The sequence below is a fragment of the Neorhizobium sp. CSC1952 genome, assembly GCF_030378245.1.
Classification (GTDB): domain Bacteria; phylum Pseudomonadota; class Alphaproteobacteria; order Rhizobiales; family Rhizobiaceae; genus Neorhizobium; species Neorhizobium oryzae_A.
Window position 1 is genome coordinate 3,116,993 of record NZ_CP128416.1, and the last position, 15,834, is coordinate 3,132,826.

Sequence of the window (15,834 nt, forward strand, 5' to 3'; positions counted from 1 at the left end):
TTGTTCGGGGAAGGCTGCACTTCTTGCCGATCTCCCCCCTTGTGGGGGAGATGCCCGGCAGGGCAGAGGGGGGTGGCGCACTCGCAAGCTGGAACAGGCGAGAGTTACCCGATGAAGTCGTGGATGATGCGGGCGACCTCTTCCGGCATTTCGAGCTGCAGCATGTGGCCGCTCGGCACTTCCAGGGATTGCCAGGAGGGATCGGTGCTCACCCTGCCGTAGATGCCCGAGAAGATCGCCGACTGATCGATACTGGCCGAGACGTAGAGACGTTTTTTTATGTCCTTGTGGGCGCCGGTGAGCCTGATCTTCTGGATCATCGTCGCGATCGGGTGCGGCGAACGGTTGGCCATGTAATGCCTGAGGTGCTCCGGTACCCGGGTCGCATGGCGGGCAGGCGGCGGGACGGCGAAGCCGCCCAGTTCTCCGGCCGCCGCAAGATTGGCGAGCGCGACCTCCGGGCCGAGCAGATCGAGCGCCGATTGGCCGTCCGACGGCAGGAAGGCGTCGAGATAGATCAGGCTGCGGATGCGGCTCGCGAACCGGTCGGCGACGCCGGTTATCACCATGCCGCCATAGGAGTGGCCGACGAGATCGAATTCTTCAAGACCTTCGGCTTCGATCAGACCCGATATGTCGGCGATATGGGTATCGAGATTGATCGCGCCGGAAAAGAGGTGCGTGCGCTCGCCAAGACCGGTCAGGCTCGGCACGAAGACCTGATGGCCGAGCCCGCGCAGGATATCCGCCACCGGCGTCCAGCTGGCGCTCGAACCCCAGGCGCCCTGCACCAATACGATCCTGCGGCCGGCCATCTTCCCCTCCCTCGACACCAGAACATGCCGAGGTTGTTCCATCAGGCAGGAGCCAAGTCAATGCGACAGGCGAGGGGACAGGGCGGCCAATCGGACAGTCAAGCGGATCATGTCAGGCCGGCCACGTCAGGCCGAAGACGCGGAGCCAGTTGTCGAAGGCGAATTTTCGCAGCGTTTCTTCGTCAAAGCCGGCCTTGCGCATGGCGTCCAGGAGACGCGGCAGGCCCCTCGCATCCCTGATCTGGCGCGGCACGACGGCGCCGTCGAAGTCCGACCCCAGGGCCACCCTTTCCGCGCCCACGCGGTCGATGAGATAGTCGATATGGCGAACCACGACGTCGAGCGGGGTGTTTTCATCGAGATGGGCGTCGGCGCGGATGTCGTTGACGGCGAGGTTGAAGCCGATCACCCCCTCCGTATCGCGAATGGCGTCGAGCTGCCGGTCGGTGAGGTTTCGGGTCGATGGGCATACGGCGTGAGCGCAGGCATGGGTGGCGACGAGCGGAGCGGTGCTCAATGCCGCCACGTCCCAGAACCCGCGTTCGTTCAGATGCGAAACATCGATCATGATTCCGAGAGCGTTGCAGGTCCTGACGAGATTCCTGCCGAGATCGGTCAACCCGGGGCCTGTGTCGGGCGACCTCGGATAGGCGAAGGGGACGCCGTAGCCGAAAATATTCGGGCGGCTCCAGACCAGGCCGAGAGATCGGAGACCCGCTTCGTGCAGGACATGGAGATAGTCGAGATCGGGATCGATCGCCTCGGCCCCTTCCATGTGAAGCACGACGGCAAAGGTGGATTCGGCGCGAGCGGTCTTGATCTCATCCACGCTGGCCACAATGCGCATCCGTCCGTTGGAACGCCGGATCAATGCTCGCATGGCGGAAAGCTGGCCGTCGATCTGCCGGCGGGCGTGGTCCAAAGGCACGGCGTCGGCATAACGGACCTCGTATCCGTCGCTGGTGATGGTGAGATCGTTTTCAGGCTTACGCTCCGGGTAGGCATGCAGTGCGAACAGGCCGCCGGCCAGGCGCCCTTCGATGGCGCGGGGGAGATCGAGATGGCCTGCTTCCGACCGGGCGAGGAAATCCCGGCCGGCCGGCTTGTAGTCCGACATGAACTGAACTGCGTCGTTATGCCCGTCGAACACATGGATATCGTCCATAGGGTTCCGTCCTCAAGGTGTTGGCTCGGTCCGAGCCGCCTGTCTCAGCCGGTTCATCGGTCGGACGACAGCTCATTCCACAGTCATGTTAGAGTCTTATGACGATGCGACGCGCCTCGGGCCGTCCGCCTTACCGCCACATGCCGCGCATGCGGGCGGTGACGTCGATGCGGATCTGGTGGCGGGCCTGACGTTCGGCGTCCGACATGGGGGCGACGACGGGCCAGGAGGTCGTCTCGAAGAACTGCAGGAGCGTCGCGGGGATGAAGCGGGTGCGGGCGGCATAGACGTGGCGGTCGCCCTGAGAGACCTGCCCGTGTACGAAGAAGCGCTGCGGGGTGACGAGGTGCAGGTAATCCTTGGCGCGGGTCATCGCGACATAAAGGAGCCGGCGTTCTTCCTCGATCTCGGCAGTCGAGCCCACCCCGAGGTCCGAGGGGATGCAGCCGTCGACGCAGTTCAGCAGGAAGACCGAGCGCCATTCCTGCCCCTTGGCCGAATGGATGGTCGAGAGGATGAGATAATCCTCGTCGAGCAGCGGCGTGCCGGATTCCGCGCTCGTCGCATCCGGCGGATCGAGCGTCAGTTCGGTGAGGAAGCGTTCGCGGGACGTATAGGCGGCGGCGATCTGTTCGAGCTGCAGGAGATCGGCCTTGCGGGTTTCGGCGTCCTCGTGGATGCGGGCGAGATGCGGCTCGTACCATTCACGGGCAAGGCCGATCTCCGAGGGCCAGCCTTCACCCCTGCGGATCGCGCCGAGCATGTCGACGAAGGCCGGCCAGTCGGCCCCGGAGCGCGGCGGGGCGGGGATTTCCTGGAGGGCCGCCAGGGGTTCGGGGTCGGCGGCGATGGCATCGAGGATCTTTCCGGCCGTCTGCGGCCCGACGCCGGGGATGAGCTGCATCAGCCGGAAACCGGCGACGCGGTCACGCGGGTTCTGGGCAAAGCGCAGCGCCGCCAGCATGTCCTTCACATGGGCGCTGTCCAGAAACTTCAGGCCGCCGTATTTCACGAAGGGGATGTTGCGGCGGGTGAGTTCGACTTCCAGCGGGCCGGAATGATGCGAGGAGCGGAAGAGCACCGCCTGTTGCTTCAGCGTCATGCCCGTCTCGCGGTTCTCCAGGATCTTCTCGACGATGTAATTCGCCTGCTCGTTTTCGTCGCGGACGGCGACGAGGCGCGGGCGCTCCTCCGACTGGCGCTCGGTCCAGAGATTTTTGGTGAAGCGCTCGCGGGCAAGCTCGATCACGCCGTTGGCGGCCGCAAGAATCGTGTTGGTCGAGCGATAGTTGCGGTCGAGCGTGATGATATCGGCCGGCGGATCGAAGGAGCCGGGGAAATCGAGGATGTTGCGGATCGTCGCTGCCCGGAAGGAATAGATCGACTGGGCGTCGTCGCCGACCACCGTCAGCCCGCGTCCGCCGGGTTTCATCGCCATCAGGATGGACGACTGCAGGCGGTTGGTGTCCTGATATTCGTCGACCAGCACATGGTCGAAGCGGCCGCCGACATCCTCGGCGATCGACGGCTCGCTCATCATCTGCGCCCAGTAGAGGAGCAGGTCGTCGTAATCGAGGACGTTCTGCACCTGCTTGGCTTCCACGTAGGATGCGAAGAGTTCGCGAAGCTCCCTTTCCCAGGCGGAGCACCAGGGGAAATGCGATTTCAGCGCCCCGTCGAGCGGCATTTGCGAATTCACCGCGCGGGAATAGATCGCGAGGCAGGTGCCCTTGGTGGGAAAGCGGCTTTCCGTCTTCGAGAAGCCGAGCTCGTGGCGCACGAGGTTCATCAGGTCGGCGGAATCTTCCCGGTCGTGGATGGTGAAATCCGGGTCCAGGCCGATTTCAGCGGCATGCATGCGCAAGAGCCGGGCGCCGATGCCGTGGAAGGTGCCGGCCCAGGCAAGCGCATCGGTCATGATCCCGGCATTTTTGCCGAGCACCTGCGCGCAGATGCGCTCGACGCGGCGCCCCATTTCGGAAGCCGCGCGGCGGGAAAAGGTCATCAGCAGGATACGGCGCGGATCGGCGCCTGAGACGATCAGGTGCGCGACGCGGTGGGCGAGCGTATTCGTTTTACCGGAGCCCGCGCCGGCGATCACCAGCAAAGGGCCGGCCGGACCGCCCTTCGGCACATCCGAACCGTGCTCCACAGCGCGCCGCTGCGCGTCGTTCAGTTTCTCCAGATAGGCGACTGCTGGCATTCCTGTTCCCGTTGGCCCATTCCCGATGCCCCGTTCCCAATGGCCGCTCTCGATTGGGCCTGTTCCCGATGCGTTCGAACGAGCAATAGCTGATTCGCATTCCATCGCCTGCATTCACGCATTTGGGTACGTCTTTGGCCCTGCCTTAACTTGACCGCTATTCTCCCCATTTCGTAATGACGCTTCGTCAATCTTGTCCTGGAGGCGATCTTGAAGACTTCATCCACCCTGCCGGCCGGCATTGCCGCGCTCGCCTTTTCCGTTCTCGCCCTTTCGACGCCGGCTTTGGCGCAGGTCGCCGACAGCATCACGATCTACAATGCCCAGCACGAGGGACTGACCAAGGAATGGGTCGATGCCTTCACGGAAGAGACGGGCATCGTTGTGACCGTGCGCAACGGCTCCGACCTCGAATTCGCCAACCAGATCGTCCAGGAGGGCGCCAATTCGCCGGCCGACGTGTTCCTCACCGAAAATTCGCCCGCCATGGCGCTGGTCGACGGCAAGGGCCTCTTCGAGCCCGTCGATCAGGCGACGCTCGACCAGGTTCCGGAACAGTTCCGTCCCGCGAACGGCCATTGGATCGGCATCGCCGCCCGTTCGACCGTCTTCGCCTATGACAAGACCAAGCTTTCCGCCGACAAGCTGCCGAAATCCATGCTGGACCTGGCCAAGCCCGAATGGAAGGGCCGCTGGGCGGCGTCTCCGTCAGGCGCCGATTTCCAGGCGATCGTCGGCGCGCTGCTGCAGCTCAAGGGGGAGGAGACGACGGCGGAATGGCTGAAGGGCATGAAGGAGAACTTCACCGCCTATCGCGGCAACTCGACCGCCATGAAGGCCGTCAATGCCGGCCAGACGGAAGGCGCGCTGATCTATCACTACTATTATTTCGGCGATCAGGCGAAGACCGGCGAAAACAGCGGCAACGTCTCGCTGCACTATTTCAAGAACCAGGATCCGGGCGCTTTCGTCTCCATCTCGGGCGGCGGCATCCTTGCCTCCTCCAAGCACAAGGAACAGGCCCAGGCCTTCCTGAAATGGGTGACCGGCAAGGGCGGCCAGGCCGTGCTGCGGGACGGCACGTCCTATGAATATGCCGTCGGCAAGGGCGAGGCTTCCAACAAGGCGCTGGTTCCGCTCGCCGACCTGCAGGCGCCGAAGGTCGAGGCCTCGACGCTCAACAACGCCAAGGTCACCGACATGATGACCGCGGCCGGCCTGCTTTAAGAGGGTTCAAAACATGTTGCGCGGAGACATTGCAGGGCGTACCTGCGATGTCTCATGCTTCTCGGGTCTTCCATGAGTTCCATCGCCGAAACCAGCGTTCCAGTCGTGCCGCGGCGTCTGCCGGCGGCATCGTCCTGGACATTGACCATCGCGGTCGCGGTTGCCCTGGCAGCGCTGCTGCCGCTCGGCTTCGTGCTCTGGGCGACCGTGGCGACGGGCTGGGAGACGGCGTTCCAGCTCATCTTCCGCCAGCGGGTCGGCGACCTGATGATCAACACCGTCCTGCTCGTCGTCTTCACCATCCCGGTCTGCGCGATGCTCGCGGTTTCGCTGGCCTGGCTGACGGAGCGCAGCGACCTGCCGGGGGCGCGGCTCTGGTCCTGGCTTGCGGTGGCGCCGCTCGCCGTGCCGGCCTTCGTGCATTCCTATGCCTGGATCGGCCTGTGGCCGGGCCTTCACGGGCTTTCCGGCGGCGTGGCGATCTCGGTGGTCGCCTATTTCCCCTTCCTCTATCTTCCCGTCTCCGCCGCCTTCCGGCTGCTCGATCCGGCGCTGGAGGACCAGGCGGCGTCGCTGGGGCTCGCGCCTTTCGCCGTCTTCCGGCGCGTCGTGCTGCCGCAGCTCCGGCTGGCGCTTTGCGGCGGGGCGCTGCTGATCGGCCTGCATCTGCTCGCAGAATACGGGCTCTATGCGATGATCCGCTTCGACACGTTCACGACGGCGATCCTCGACCAGTTCCAGTCGACCTATAACGGCGTTGCCGCTCATATGCTGGCGCTGGTGCTCGTGCTCTGCTGCTTCGTGCTCCTCGGCCTTGAGGCGGGGCTTCGCGGCAGCCGCCGTTATGCGCGGCTCGGCCCCGGCGTCGCGCGGCGGCCGAAGATCACGAAGCTCGGCCGCTGGAAATATTTTTGCCTGCTGCTGCCGCTTGTGGTCGCCGCCTTTTCGCTCGGCATTCCGGCGCTCACCCTCGGCCGCTGGCTGATCGCCGGAGGTGCGGGCATCTGGCGGATGGACGAGATCGGGCTGGCGCTCTGGCAGACGCTCGTCATCTGCCTGATCGGCGGGATCGCGACGACCGCCGCCGCCGTGCCGATCGCCTGGCTCTCCGTGCGCCGGCCGACCAGGGCCAGCCGCTTCCTCGAAGGCTGCTACTATCTCGCAAGCTCCATGCCGGGCGTGGTCGTGGCGCTGGCGCTCGTCACCGTCACCGTGCGGGTCATGCTGCCGCTCTACCAGACGGTGGCGACCATCGTGCTCGCCTATGTCGTGATGTTCCTGCCGCGGGCGCTGGTGAGCCTGCGCGCCAGTATCGCGCAGGTGCCGGTGGAACTCGAACAGGCGGCGGCGAGCCTCGGCCGCTCGCCGGGCAATGCGCTCTGGGCGACGACGGTGAGGCTCGCGGCGCCGGGTGCGGCGGCCGGCGTGGCGCTTGCCTCGCTCGGCATCATGAACGAGCTCACCGCCACCCAGATGCTGGCGCCGAACGGCACGCGCACGCTCGCCATGGCCTTCTGGGCGCTGACCGGCGAGATCGACTATGCGGGGGCGGCGCCCTATGCACTGCTGATGGTCGTCTTCTCCATGCCGCTCACATGGCTTCTCTATTCCCAGTCCAAAAAGATCGCCGGGCGATGACGCTTCTCCAACTGACCTCCTTGCGCAAACATTACGGCACGGTCGCCGCGCTCGACGGCGTCGGCCTTTCCGTCGCGGCCGGCAGCCGCACGGCGATCGTCGGGCCTTCCGGCTGCGGCAAGACCACGCTCCTGCGCCTGGTCGCCGGTTTCGACCAGCCGGATGCGGGCAGCATCGTGTTCGGCGGCCGGGTGCTGGCGGACGGCGCCTTCCAGGTGCCGGCCCACAAGCGCGGCATCGGCATCGTGGCGCAGGACGGCTGCCTCTTCCCGCATCTCACGGTGGCGCAGAACATCGGCTTCGGGATGGAGGCGGAAAGGGCGGTCAAGGAAGCGAGCGCGGCGGAGCTGATGGACATGGTGGGCCTCGACCGCGCCATGCTGTCGCGCAAGCCGGACCAGCTTTCCGGCGGCCAGCAGCAGCGCGTGGCGCTCGCCCGCGCGCTCGCCCGCAAGCCGCGCCTGATGCTGCTCGACGAACCGTTTTCCGCACTCGACACCGGCCTGCGCGCCGCGACCCGCAAGGCGGTGACGGACGTGCTGACGGCGGCCGGCATCACCACGCTTCTGGTCACCCACGACCAGGCGGAAGCGCTCGCCTTCGCCGACCAGGTGGCGGTGATGCGGGCCGGAAGGTTCGCGCAGGTCGGCTCGCCGCGCGAGGTCTATTCCAGGCCGGTCGATCCTGCGACGGCCGCTTTTCTCGGCGAGGCGATCGTATTGCCGGCCGCGGTCGCCGGGGGGCGGGCGGAAAGTCCGCTGGGCGTGCTGCCGGTGGATGACGCCGCTTATCGGGGACGTGCCGAGATCATGCTCCGGCCGGAGCAGATCTCCGTTACGGGCGGCGGCGGGAATGGCGTGTCGGGAACGATCGCCGAAATCAGTTTCTGCGGCCCCACCTCGGACGTGCGGATCGCGCTCGGCGGCACGGATATCTCCATCCGGCTCGACATTCCAAGCCGCGAGGCGCTTGCCGCCGGCGACCAGGTGACGATCGGCGTTTCGGGCAAGGCGCACCTCTTTCGCCAGTAGTTTGGAACCCGGGAACCTTTCTTCACGTTATCCCGCCATCAACGTGAAGGAACAAGTTCCATGCTGAAATGGGCTCTCATCTTTCTGGTCATCTCGCTGATCTCCGGCTTTTTCGGTTTTTCCGGCATCTCCGCGGCCACGGCCACGATCGCGAAATTCCTCTTCTTCATCTTCCTCGTCGTCTTCCTGGTCTTCCTCGTGCTGGCGCTCATGGCCGGCAGCGCGGTGATGTGACCGGATCAGAACCAATTGCGACGTCCCGGGACGATCACGGGACACGGTCCCCGGGCTACCGGTTATCTCCGAACTCTCCGACTGGAAAAGAAAAAGCCCTGCCGTTCAACGCAGCAGGGCAAGTTGGGGAAAAAATCCGCGCTCACTCAAAAAACGCGGGCAGGTCGCATCTGGCATATTTTTTGTCGCTTCGCGAGGCCGGTTCGGGGAGATTCGGTACGCTCGATGAAAGAAATTTGCGAATGTGCGGAGGCGCGCAGGGCTGGCGTCGTGGCTCGCCGGTCCTTGGGTAACTTCAGAACTTATGATCTATTCCGGCCTGCTTTATGATGGCATTGGCCGTGAACCTGGACATGCAGCTCTTGTCGACGCTGAAGTTCCGATCGGTGATCGGGCTATGCCAGATTTCATGGTCGCCTTTTCCATACCGGACGAAATAACAGCCTTTGGATTTCAAGACGGCTGCTATGTCCTGGTAAAAGCCGCGAACCCTTAATGCAGAGCGGTCCCTTGGAGGTTGAAGGAGGATTGGACGCAGACTTCGAGAAGGTCGTCCATCTCGCCCGCACCGCCGAGATTGTCCTCAATCAGCTCGGGAGATATCGCCATGACCCGCTTGATCAAGTCATCCATGCTTTTGGCTTCTGTCACGAGACCGGGAATGTCGTCGCTGGTGGCTACCCACAGTCCAGCGTCTTCGTCCCATTGAGCAATCACGAGAAACTTCTTTTTCATGCTCTTCCTTTCTCGTCCCTTGGCTGAGCTAAAGCATGCAACCCCTTCCTGCGCAAGAGATAAGGCCGGAGTCCCTAAAATTGAATGATCGAGAGAACGGTCGGTGCCATTCAGCCAACTTCTTGGTAAAAATGCAAAAGGCGCCGCGTGGCGCCTTCGACATCTCGACTATCAAGGAAACAGGATGGTGGGCGTGACAGGGATTGAACCTGTGACCCCTACGATGTCAACGTAGTGCTCTCCCGCTGAGCTACACGCCCATCCGATGGCGGCGGATAAACCATGGACTGGTCGGGCCGTCAACTGGTTTTTGCCATGAAATGCGAAGGTTTTTTGAAGGCCTTGCGTTTCCGGGCTTTCCGGCTTCAGGCCGCGAGCAGCTTGTTCACCTCGTCCACCAGATCGCGCAGGTGGAAGGGCTTGGAAAGCACCTTGGCGTCCTTCGGAGCCTTGGAATCGGAGTTGAGCGCGACCGCCGCAAAGCCGGTGATGAACATGACCTTCAAGTCCGGGTCGAGTTCGGTGGCGCGGCGGGCAAGCTCGATGCCGTCCATTTCGGGCATGACGATGTCGGTCAGGAGCAGCGAGAACGGTTCCTCGCGCAGCCGGTCGTAGGCGCTTGCGCCATTGTCGAAGGAAGCGACCTTGTAGCCCGCCTTTTCGAGCGCCTTCACCAGGAAACGGCGCATGTCGTTATCATCTTCGGCGAGAAGGATTTTCTGAATCATCTCCGGGGACCGTCACCAATGCAGATTTCAAGTGTTTAGAGGCCTTTCACACTGCCAAGACCCGGTAAATATCCGTTTAATAGTGTGTGAAAGCGTTTGATAGGCATATAGAGCGTCGGGCGTTCATTTGGAACCATTCCATGCCAGCGAATTTTTACCGGAACCGACGCCTTTACCATAGGCATACCTTCCGGTACGTCCGAAGCAAAGGCCGAAGATCGTGGCGAAAATCCAGCTTTACCGGAGCTGGCTCGATCCGGCCGCTCACGTCACCGAAAGGCATCGCCGACCCGATGACCGAAAGGCGCCCTTTTCCTCGTGAACGAACCGGCTCGAGCCGACGGAATCGAATTCAAATGAACATCCGACGCTCCGGACAGTATGGACTTCATGCCGGGCAACTGGCAACATGACCTCCCGAACAAGTTCGTGACATGGTAAAGGCAGAATGGATTGCAGCGCGGGCGATTTTGAGCATTTCGACGTGAGGGAGCCCGCCACGCAGACCATTCCTTTCGTCTTCAATTCGCCGCATAGCGGACGCCGCTATCCGCCTACCTTCCTCGCCGAGGCCAATCTCGACGCGCTCGCCATCCGCCGCTCCGCCGACCACTATGTCGACGAACTCTTCGGCGACGCGCCGGAGCTCGGCGCACCGCTGCTCGCCGCCCATTTCCCGCGCGCCTATCTGGACGTCAACCGCGAGCCCTACGAGCTCGATCCGCGCATGTTCGACGGGCCCTTGCCGCCCTTCGTCAACATCGGCTCGATGCGGGTCGCCGGCGGCCTCGGCACCATTCCGCGCATCGTCGCGGAAAACATGGAGATCTATCGCCGCCGGCTGTCCGTCGAAGAGGCAATGTCCCGCATCGAGACGATCTACAAGCCCTATCACGCCTGCCTGAGGAAGCTGATCGCCCGCACCCACGCGCATTTCGGGCTCGCCGTCCTCATCGACTGCCATTCCATGCCGGGCAATATAAGGCTTTCCGGTTCCGATATCCGGCCGGATTTCATCATCGGCGACCGGTACGGAACCAGTGCTTCGGCCGAGCTTTCGCGCGCCGCGCTGCAGTTCCTGGACGCGATGGGTTTCTCGGCGGTGCGCAACAAGCCCTATGCCGGCGGTTTCATCACCGAACATTACGGCCGCCCGGTGAGGGGCCTGCACGCGCTGCAGATCGAGATCAACCGTTCGCTCTACGTGGACGAGGTGACGCTCGACAAGAAACCGGAATTCCCGATGATCGCCGCGGCGCTCTCCACCTTCATGCGGCAGATGGCGGAGTTCGTCACCGACTTCTCCGGCAGCGGCAGCGCGCTCGCCGCGGAGTAAGCCGTAAGTTATCCACAGGCCCGATTTCGACGTTTGCCCGCCTGTCCGCAGGGCAAAAAAAACCGCGCTTGTGGGCGCGGCTAAGTCTAGGGAGGAAACACCCAAGGAGGGTATTTACAGTCAAAGACTGTGCCTCAAACGGTAGTAGTGCGCTGCACAATTGTCAAGCAACGATTTTGATTGACTAAATTTGCGTCATTTTTAGGCGGGATGGCGCTATTTGCGGCAGAGAGTTTTTCTGCCGGCAGCCGGCCGAAAGCGGTTCCCACTCTCTGCTTGCTGATTTAGAAGAAATCTCCAATCCACGAGGGGATTTCTCCGATGCTTCCCGATCGCAATTTCTTCTATGCGCTGGCCGATGCGGCCAAGGCCGAAACGCTGCCGCGCTTCCGTACCGGCGCCTATGTGACGAACAAGATGGAGGGCGGGTTCGATCCGGTGACGGAGGGGGACCGGGCTGCGGAAACGGCGATCCGGGCGCTGATCGCGGAGAGGTTCCCGGAGCATGGCATTCTGGGCGAGGAGCACGAGAATATAGGCCTCGACCGCGAGCATATCTGGGTGATCGATCCGATCGACGGCACGCGCGCCTTCATTTCCGGCCTACCCGTCTGGGGCACGCTGATCGGGTTCCAGTCGAACGGGCGGGCGGCGATGGGGCTGATGGACCAGCCGTTCACCGGCGAGCGCTATTTCGCGGACGGCACGCGGTCGTGGTATCGCGGCCCCGATGGCGAGCGGCAGATCGCCACCCGCGACTGCAAAACCTTAAGCGATGCGATCCTGTTCACCACCTCGCCGCATCTTTTCGTCGGCGGCGACGGGGAGAGGTATCGCGCGGTCGAAAGCCAGGTGCGGCTCTTCCGCTACGGCTGCGACTGCTACGCCTATGCGCTGCTCGCGTCCGGCCATGTGGATCTCGTCGTCGAGAACGGGCTGAAACCCTACGACGTCGGCGCGCTCATCCCGCTCATCGAGCAGGCGGGCGGCTTCATCACCACCTGGGAGGGCGGGCGGCCGGAGAATGGCGGCAGCATCGTCGCAGCCGGCAGCAGGGCGGTGCACGAAGAGGCGCTGAAGCTTCTCTCGGGCATGTGAGCCAGAATCAGGCGGCGCTTTCGGAAAGGCCGTAGCCGCCGTCCTGGCCGGGCATGAAGGCCTCGATTGCGGCAAGTGCCTGGGCCCGGTAGATGTCCTTGTCGTGGAAAAGCTCGTGGCGTGCGCCGTTGACGGTGACGAGCTGGGCGGCCCGGAAATTGCGCGACAGTTCCTCCTGCGCCCGGTAGGGCACGATGCCGTCGAGCACGGGCGCGAGGATCAGCGTCGGAATGGTGATCTGCGTCAGATGCGCCTGGTTCGAGACGCGGCTTGCGGCCTTGAAGGTCTCGTGCAGCCAGCGGGCCGTCGGCGCGCCGACCGTCAGTTCCGGATGGGCGGCGATGATCTCCGCATTGCGCTTGAAGCGCTCGATGTCGGAGGTGAGCGGATTGCCTTCGAAGGGGCGGCGGCTCTGATCCTTGCCGAGCTGGGTGCGGCCGAAACCCGTCCAGGAAGCAAGGCGAGCGACCGTGCGGATGACGCCTTCCGGCACGCTCTGCCCGGTCAGGGCGATATAGGGACCGGCGAGCGCCATGCGATGGATGCGGTTCGACAGCCGCGGGGCGGCGGAAAGGGCGATCAGCGCCCCGGTCGAATGTCCGACGAGGAAGAAGGGCAGGCGGGCATCCGGCAGAACGATTTGCTCGAGAAAGGTTTCAAGGTCCCGCTCGTAATCGGAGAAGCGGCGCACATGCCCCTTGCGCGGGTCCTTCGTCAGGCGCCCGGAGCCCCCCTGGCCGCGCAGGTCGAAGGTCGCGACCCAAAGCCCCATGGCGTTCAGATCGCGGATCGTTTCGAAATACTTCTCGATGAATTCGTTGCGCCCCTGCATGAGCACCACGGTGCCGACGGCGGGAGACCGTTCGGAGCGGAACAGACCGTAGCGCAGCTTCGTGCCGCGATGGCCGGTGAAATAGCCGGCCGTATAATTCTTCGGTAACGGATTGCCGGGGGTCGAATGAAGAACGTCGTCCATGGAATCTGCCGCTTCGGTCATGAGATAGCGATAGGCGAGGGTGGCGGGACGTCAAGAAAAAAGAAGCCGGAACCGGCAGTTCGGGGAAACCGTCCGGCTCCGGCGAGCGGGGACTGAAGTGAAGGGACGAGAGACCTTCAGTCTTTAGGAGGCAGTCCGCCTTCCCATGATCCCGTTCTATCGGATGCCGCCTGAACGCAGCCGGAATGGCGCGTTCATACGGAGTTCAGGCTGGAAAAAGGCTTTCTCCGACAGGGTCTTGAAGCGGCAAAACGCAATTCCCATCTTTCGGTTGCGGGCGCCGAAAAGGGTCCGCTGAACGGCTCCGCCATCGCCGGAAAGGGATGCGGAAGCCAGACCGAAAACCGCAACGTCGCTTCAAGAGAGGACACCATGCGTCACGTCGATTTTTCCCCGCTTTACCGGTCCACCGTCGGTTTCGACCGCCTTTTCAACCTGCTCGACAGCCGTAGCGTTGCCGATCAGACGCCGAGCTATCCGCCGTACAACATCGAGCGGACCGGCGATAACACCTATCGCATCACCATGGCCGTCGCCGGTTTCGACGAAAAGGAACTTTCGATCGAAGCCCAGGCCCATGTCCTGACCGTGAAAGGTGAAAAGAGCGAAGAAGAGACCGCCGGAGAGAGCGAATATCTCTATCGCGGGATTGCCAAGCGCGCCTTCGAGCGCCGCTTCCAGCTCGCCGATCACGTCGAAGTCCAGTCCGCTTCGCTGAAGAACGGCCTGCTCCATATCGACCTTATCCGGAACATTCCGGAAGCCATGAAGCCCCGTCGCATCGCGATCGCTGCCGAAGCCGGCGGCGTGGCGAAGACGATCGAGGCTCAGGTCGCCCCGCAGCAGGTCAACTAACCCTCGGCGCCGGCGCCGCGCAAGCGGCCAGCCGACGAAGCAAGCCGAGCCCGCGGCCCTTCCTCTTGGGGGAAGGGCCGTTTTTGTTTGAGTGAATTGACGCTGAACCGTCGGCGCTCTATTGTATCGACAATGTTTCTACATAGAGGGCGATCATGCGCGTCACCGTGAAAAAGTGGGGAAACAGCGCGTCCGTGCGGATTCCTGCAGCGGTGATGGAGGCTGCCCGGCTGGAGGTCGACGCGGTGGTGGACGTATCCGAGGAGAATGGCCGGATCGTCATCGAGCCGATACGGGATGCGGAATTCGACCTCGACAAGCTCATTGCGGGCATCACGCCCGAGAACCTGCATGAGGAAGTCGATTTCGGTGGGCCGGTCGGCAAGGAAACCCTATGACGTCGGCATCCTATGTTCCGGATGCGGGCGATATCGTCTGGCTGCAATTTTCGCCTCAGGCCGGGCACGGGCAGGTCGGTCATCGGCCCGCTGTCGTGCTCACCCCCGCGAGCTACAACCGTTTCAGGCTCATGCTGTGTTGTCCCATGACGACCAAGCGCAAGGGATATCCCTTCGAGGTCGCGATTGCCGGCGATCGGGAAAGCGTCGTTCTGGCTGACCAAGTCAAAAGCCTGGATTGGCGGGCGCGCAATGCCCAGCGCAAGGGGCGTGTTTCGGACCATGAGCTTGGCGAAGTAAGAGCGAAAGCCGCGGCGCTGATCGGAAAACCCTGACCGCGCCGCCCGTTCACGCCGCGGCCGGTTCCGCGGCGGCTTCCTTTTCCTTCAGCCGGTTGGCGTATTTCTGGGCGATCACCGCGCAGGCCATGAGCTGGATCTGGTGGAAGAGCATCAGCGGCAGCACGATCGCGCCGATCGACGACGACTGGTTGGCGAAGATGGCGTTCGCCATCGGCACGCCGCTCGCCAGCGACTTCTTCGACCCGCAGAAGGTTATGGTGATCTCGTCTTCCTTCGAGAAGCCGAGTGCCCGGCTGCCGAACACGGTAAGGCACAGGACGACCGCGAGCAGCGCCATGTCGAGGACGATGACGACGGCGATGTCGGTTGCCGAGAAGGTGTGCCACAGGCCTTCCATCACCGCTTCGGAGAAGGCGAGGTAGACGACCATCAGGATCGAGCCGCGGTCGACCGGCGCCAGCAGTTTCTTCTTCGAGCGTATCCAGTCGCCGATCCAGGGCTGCAGGATCTGGCCGACCACGAAGGGTGCCAAAAGCTGCAGCAGGATGCTTTCCAGCGCGTCCCACGAAAAACCGCCGTCGCCGGTGGTCGAAAGCAGCAGGCCGGCCAGCAGCGGCGTCAGGAACATGCCGAGGATATTGGAGCCGGAGGCGGCGCAGACCGCCGCCGGGACGTTGCCGCCCGCCATGGAGGTGAAGGCGATCGAGGACTGGACGGTCGACGGCAGCACGCAGAGGAAGAGGATGCCAGCATAGAGCGGCGAGGGGAGGATTTCCTCCGGGATGAAGCCGATCGCGAGCCCGAGGATCGGGAAGACCGCAAACGTCACCAGCAGGATCGTCAGATGCAGGCGCCAGTGCAGGATGCCCGCGATCACCACCTCGCGCGAGAGCCGCGCGCCATGCAGAAAGAAGAGCAGGCCGATGGCGATGTCGGTCGCGATGCCGAACCACTCGGCCCAATCCCCATGGATCGGCAGGAGCGAGGCGAGAATGACGGTGCAGATCAGAAGAACCGTAAAACGGTCCGGCAGAAAACGGCTCATGGGCGGAGTTCCTGAAAATGAGGCTTT

17 protein-coding genes and 1 tRNA gene are annotated in these 15,834 nt (G+C 63.4%); 9 read left to right on the plus strand and 9 right to left on the minus strand.

The window, feature by feature from the left end; genetic code table 11:
• Positions 1-104 precede the first annotated feature (104 nt).
• The 3 genes from QTA58_RS15115 to QTA58_RS15125 form a co-directional block, all read right to left on the minus strand.
• Entirely contained in the window at positions 105-815 is a 711-nt protein-coding gene (locus QTA58_RS15115; protein ID WP_289669483.1) for an alpha/beta hydrolase, read from the minus strand.
• A gap of 112 nt (positions 816-927) precedes the next feature.
• Complete coding sequence (locus tag QTA58_RS15120) at positions 928-1,980, minus strand: dipeptidase (RefSeq protein ID WP_289669484.1); 1,053 nt, start codon at positions 1,978-1,980, stop codon at positions 928-930.
• 130 nt (positions 1,981-2,110) lie between these two features.
• Complete coding sequence (locus QTA58_RS15125) at positions 2,111-4,183, minus strand: ATP-dependent helicase (protein WP_289669485.1); 2,073 nt, start codon at positions 4,181-4,183, stop codon at positions 2,111-2,113.
• A 210-nt stretch (positions 4,184-4,393) separates the two neighbouring features.
• Here QTA58_RS15125 and QTA58_RS15130 point away from each other — a divergent pair, with 210 nt between their 5' ends.
• From QTA58_RS15130 to QTA58_RS15145, 4 genes are all read left to right on the plus strand, one after another.
• Positions 4,394-5,410 (plus strand): iron ABC transporter substrate-binding protein, encoded by a 1,017-nt coding sequence (locus tag QTA58_RS15130; protein ID WP_289669486.1) that lies wholly within the window; start codon positions 4,394-4,396, stop codon positions 5,408-5,410.
• Positions 5,411-5,482: 72 nt separating this feature from the next.
• A complete protein-coding gene (locus tag QTA58_RS15135) occupies positions 5,483-7,048 on the plus strand; it encodes an iron ABC transporter permease (RefSeq protein ID WP_289669487.1) in 1,566 nt (521 codons plus the stop codon).
• Positions 7,045-8,079: an ABC transporter ATP-binding protein gene (locus QTA58_RS15140; RefSeq protein WP_289669488.1), complete on the plus strand. Its 1,035-nt coding sequence runs from the start codon at positions 7,045-7,047 to the stop codon at positions 8,077-8,079. The genes QTA58_RS15135 and QTA58_RS15140 overlap by 4 nt, the downstream gene beginning before the upstream one ends.
• 60 nt (positions 8,080-8,139) lie before the next feature.
• Entirely contained in the window at positions 8,140-8,313 is a 174-nt protein-coding gene (locus QTA58_RS15145; protein WP_085420201.1) for a DUF1328 domain-containing protein, read from the plus strand.
• Positions 8,314-8,608: 295 nt separating this feature from the next.
• On the opposite strand, the gene QTA58_RS15150 is transcribed toward QTA58_RS15145, so the two are convergent.
• The 4 genes from QTA58_RS15150 to cpdR1 all read right to left on the minus strand — a co-directional run bounded on the left by QTA58_RS15150 (position 8,609) and on the right by cpdR1 (position 9,776).
• A complete protein-coding gene (locus QTA58_RS15150) occupies positions 8,609-8,851 on the minus strand; it encodes a type II toxin-antitoxin system HicA family toxin (RefSeq protein ID WP_341850282.1) in 243 nt (80 codons plus the stop codon).
• The gene (locus tag QTA58_RS15155; protein WP_289669489.1) at positions 8,806-9,048 is read right to left on the minus strand and encodes a DUF1902 domain-containing protein; all 243 of its coding nucleotides are present in this window, start codon (positions 9,046-9,048) and stop codon (positions 8,806-8,808) included. The genes QTA58_RS15150 and QTA58_RS15155 overlap by 46 nt, the downstream gene beginning before the upstream one ends.
• A gap of 185 nt (positions 9,049-9,233) precedes the next feature.
• Positions 9,234-9,308: transfer RNA gene (locus QTA58_RS15160), tRNA-Val, on the minus strand.
• A gap of 105 nt (positions 9,309-9,413) precedes the next feature.
• A complete protein-coding gene (gene cpdR1 / locus QTA58_RS15165) occupies positions 9,414-9,776 on the minus strand; it encodes a response regulator CpdR1 (RefSeq protein ID WP_037077221.1) in 363 nt (120 codons plus the stop codon).
• 448 nt (positions 9,777-10,224) lie between these two features.
• Between cpdR1 and QTA58_RS15170 the strand changes: the two genes are divergently transcribed.
• Together QTA58_RS15170 and hisN are read left to right on the plus strand one after the other, a co-directional pair.
• Positions 10,225-11,112, plus strand: a complete 888-nt coding sequence (locus tag QTA58_RS15170; RefSeq protein ID WP_289669491.1) for an N-formylglutamate amidohydrolase — start codon at positions 10,225-10,227, stop codon at positions 11,110-11,112.
• A 321-nt stretch (positions 11,113-11,433) separates the two neighbouring features.
• The gene (gene hisN / locus QTA58_RS15175; RefSeq protein ID WP_085420198.1) at positions 11,434-12,210 is read left to right on the plus strand and encodes a histidinol-phosphatase; all 777 of its coding nucleotides are present in this window, start codon (positions 11,434-11,436) and stop codon (positions 12,208-12,210) included.
• 7 nt (positions 12,211-12,217) lie between these two features.
• Here the strand turns inward: hisN and QTA58_RS15180 are convergent, their stop codons facing one another.
• Positions 12,218-13,186, minus strand: coding sequence for an alpha/beta hydrolase (locus QTA58_RS15180; RefSeq protein ID WP_289669492.1), 969 nt, complete (start codon positions 13,184-13,186; stop codon positions 12,218-12,220).
• A gap of 393 nt (positions 13,187-13,579) precedes the next feature.
• Between QTA58_RS15180 and QTA58_RS15185 the strand changes: the two genes are divergently transcribed.
• The 3 genes from QTA58_RS15185 to mazF all read left to right on the plus strand — a co-directional run bounded on the left by QTA58_RS15185 (position 13,580) and on the right by mazF (position 14,795).
• The gene (locus QTA58_RS15185; RefSeq protein ID WP_085420772.1) at positions 13,580-14,062 is read left to right on the plus strand and encodes an Hsp20 family protein; all 483 of its coding nucleotides are present in this window, start codon (positions 13,580-13,582) and stop codon (positions 14,060-14,062) included.
• A gap of 155 nt (positions 14,063-14,217) precedes the next feature.
• Entirely contained in the window at positions 14,218-14,460 is a 243-nt protein-coding gene (locus QTA58_RS15190) for an AbrB/MazE/SpoVT family DNA-binding domain-containing protein (protein ID WP_289669493.1), read from the plus strand.
• The gene (gene mazF / locus QTA58_RS15195; RefSeq protein WP_289669494.1) at positions 14,457-14,795 is read left to right on the plus strand and encodes an endoribonuclease MazF; all 339 of its coding nucleotides are present in this window, start codon (positions 14,457-14,459) and stop codon (positions 14,793-14,795) included. The genes QTA58_RS15190 and mazF overlap by 4 nt, the downstream gene beginning before the upstream one ends.
• A gap of 13 nt (positions 14,796-14,808) precedes the next feature.
• Here mazF and QTA58_RS15200 read toward each other — a convergent pair whose 3' ends face one another.
• Entirely contained in the window at positions 14,809-15,807 is a 999-nt protein-coding gene (locus QTA58_RS15200) for a bile acid:sodium symporter family protein (RefSeq protein WP_289669495.1), read from the minus strand.
• Positions 15,808-15,834: the final 27 nt, after the last annotated feature.

Excerpts from the sequence above, each read along its gene's own strand:
- QTA58_RS15140 (WP_289669488.1), top strand. The coding sequence starts at position 7,045 with ATGACGCTTCTCCAACTGACCTCCTTGCGCAAACATTACGGCACGGTC.
- QTA58_RS15125 (WP_289669485.1), bottom strand. The coding sequence starts at position 4,183 with ATGCCAGCAGTCGCCTATCTGGAGAAACTGAACGACGCGCAGCGGCGC.
- QTA58_RS15180 (WP_289669492.1), bottom strand. The coding sequence starts at position 13,186 with ATGGACGACGTTCTTCATTCGACCCCCGGCAATCCGTTACCGAAGAAT.
- cpdR1 (WP_037077221.1), bottom strand. The coding sequence starts at position 9,776 with ATGATTCAGAAAATCCTTCTCGCCGAAGATGATAACGACATGCGCCGT.
- QTA58_RS15135 (WP_289669487.1), top strand. The coding sequence starts at position 5,483 with ATGAGTTCCATCGCCGAAACCAGCGTTCCAGTCGTGCCGCGGCGTCTG.
- QTA58_RS15155 (WP_289669489.1), bottom strand. The coding sequence starts at position 9,048 with ATGAAAAAGAAGTTTCTCGTGATTGCTCAATGGGACGAAGACGCTGGA.
- hisN (WP_085420198.1), top strand. The coding sequence starts at position 11,434 with ATGCTTCCCGATCGCAATTTCTTCTATGCGCTGGCCGATGCGGCCAAG.
- QTA58_RS15170 (WP_289669491.1), top strand. The coding sequence starts at position 10,225 with ATGGATTGCAGCGCGGGCGATTTTGAGCATTTCGACGTGAGGGAGCCC.
- QTA58_RS15115 (WP_289669483.1), bottom strand. The coding sequence starts at position 815 with ATGGCCGGCCGCAGGATCGTATTGGTGCAGGGCGCCTGGGGTTCGAGC.
- QTA58_RS15145 (WP_085420201.1), top strand. The coding sequence starts at position 8,140 with ATGCTGAAATGGGCTCTCATCTTTCTGGTCATCTCGCTGATCTCCGGC.
- QTA58_RS15120 (WP_289669484.1), bottom strand. The coding sequence starts at position 1,980 with ATGGACGATATCCATGTGTTCGACGGGCATAACGACGCAGTTCAGTTC.
- QTA58_RS15185 (WP_085420772.1), top strand. The coding sequence starts at position 13,580 with ATGCGTCACGTCGATTTTTCCCCGCTTTACCGGTCCACCGTCGGTTTC.
- mazF (WP_289669494.1), top strand. The coding sequence starts at position 14,457 with ATGACGTCGGCATCCTATGTTCCGGATGCGGGCGATATCGTCTGGCTG.
- QTA58_RS15200 (WP_289669495.1), bottom strand. The coding sequence starts at position 15,807 with ATGAGCCGTTTTCTGCCGGACCGTTTTACGGTTCTTCTGATCTGCACC.
- QTA58_RS15190 (WP_289669493.1), top strand. The coding sequence starts at position 14,218 with ATGCGCGTCACCGTGAAAAAGTGGGGAAACAGCGCGTCCGTGCGGATT.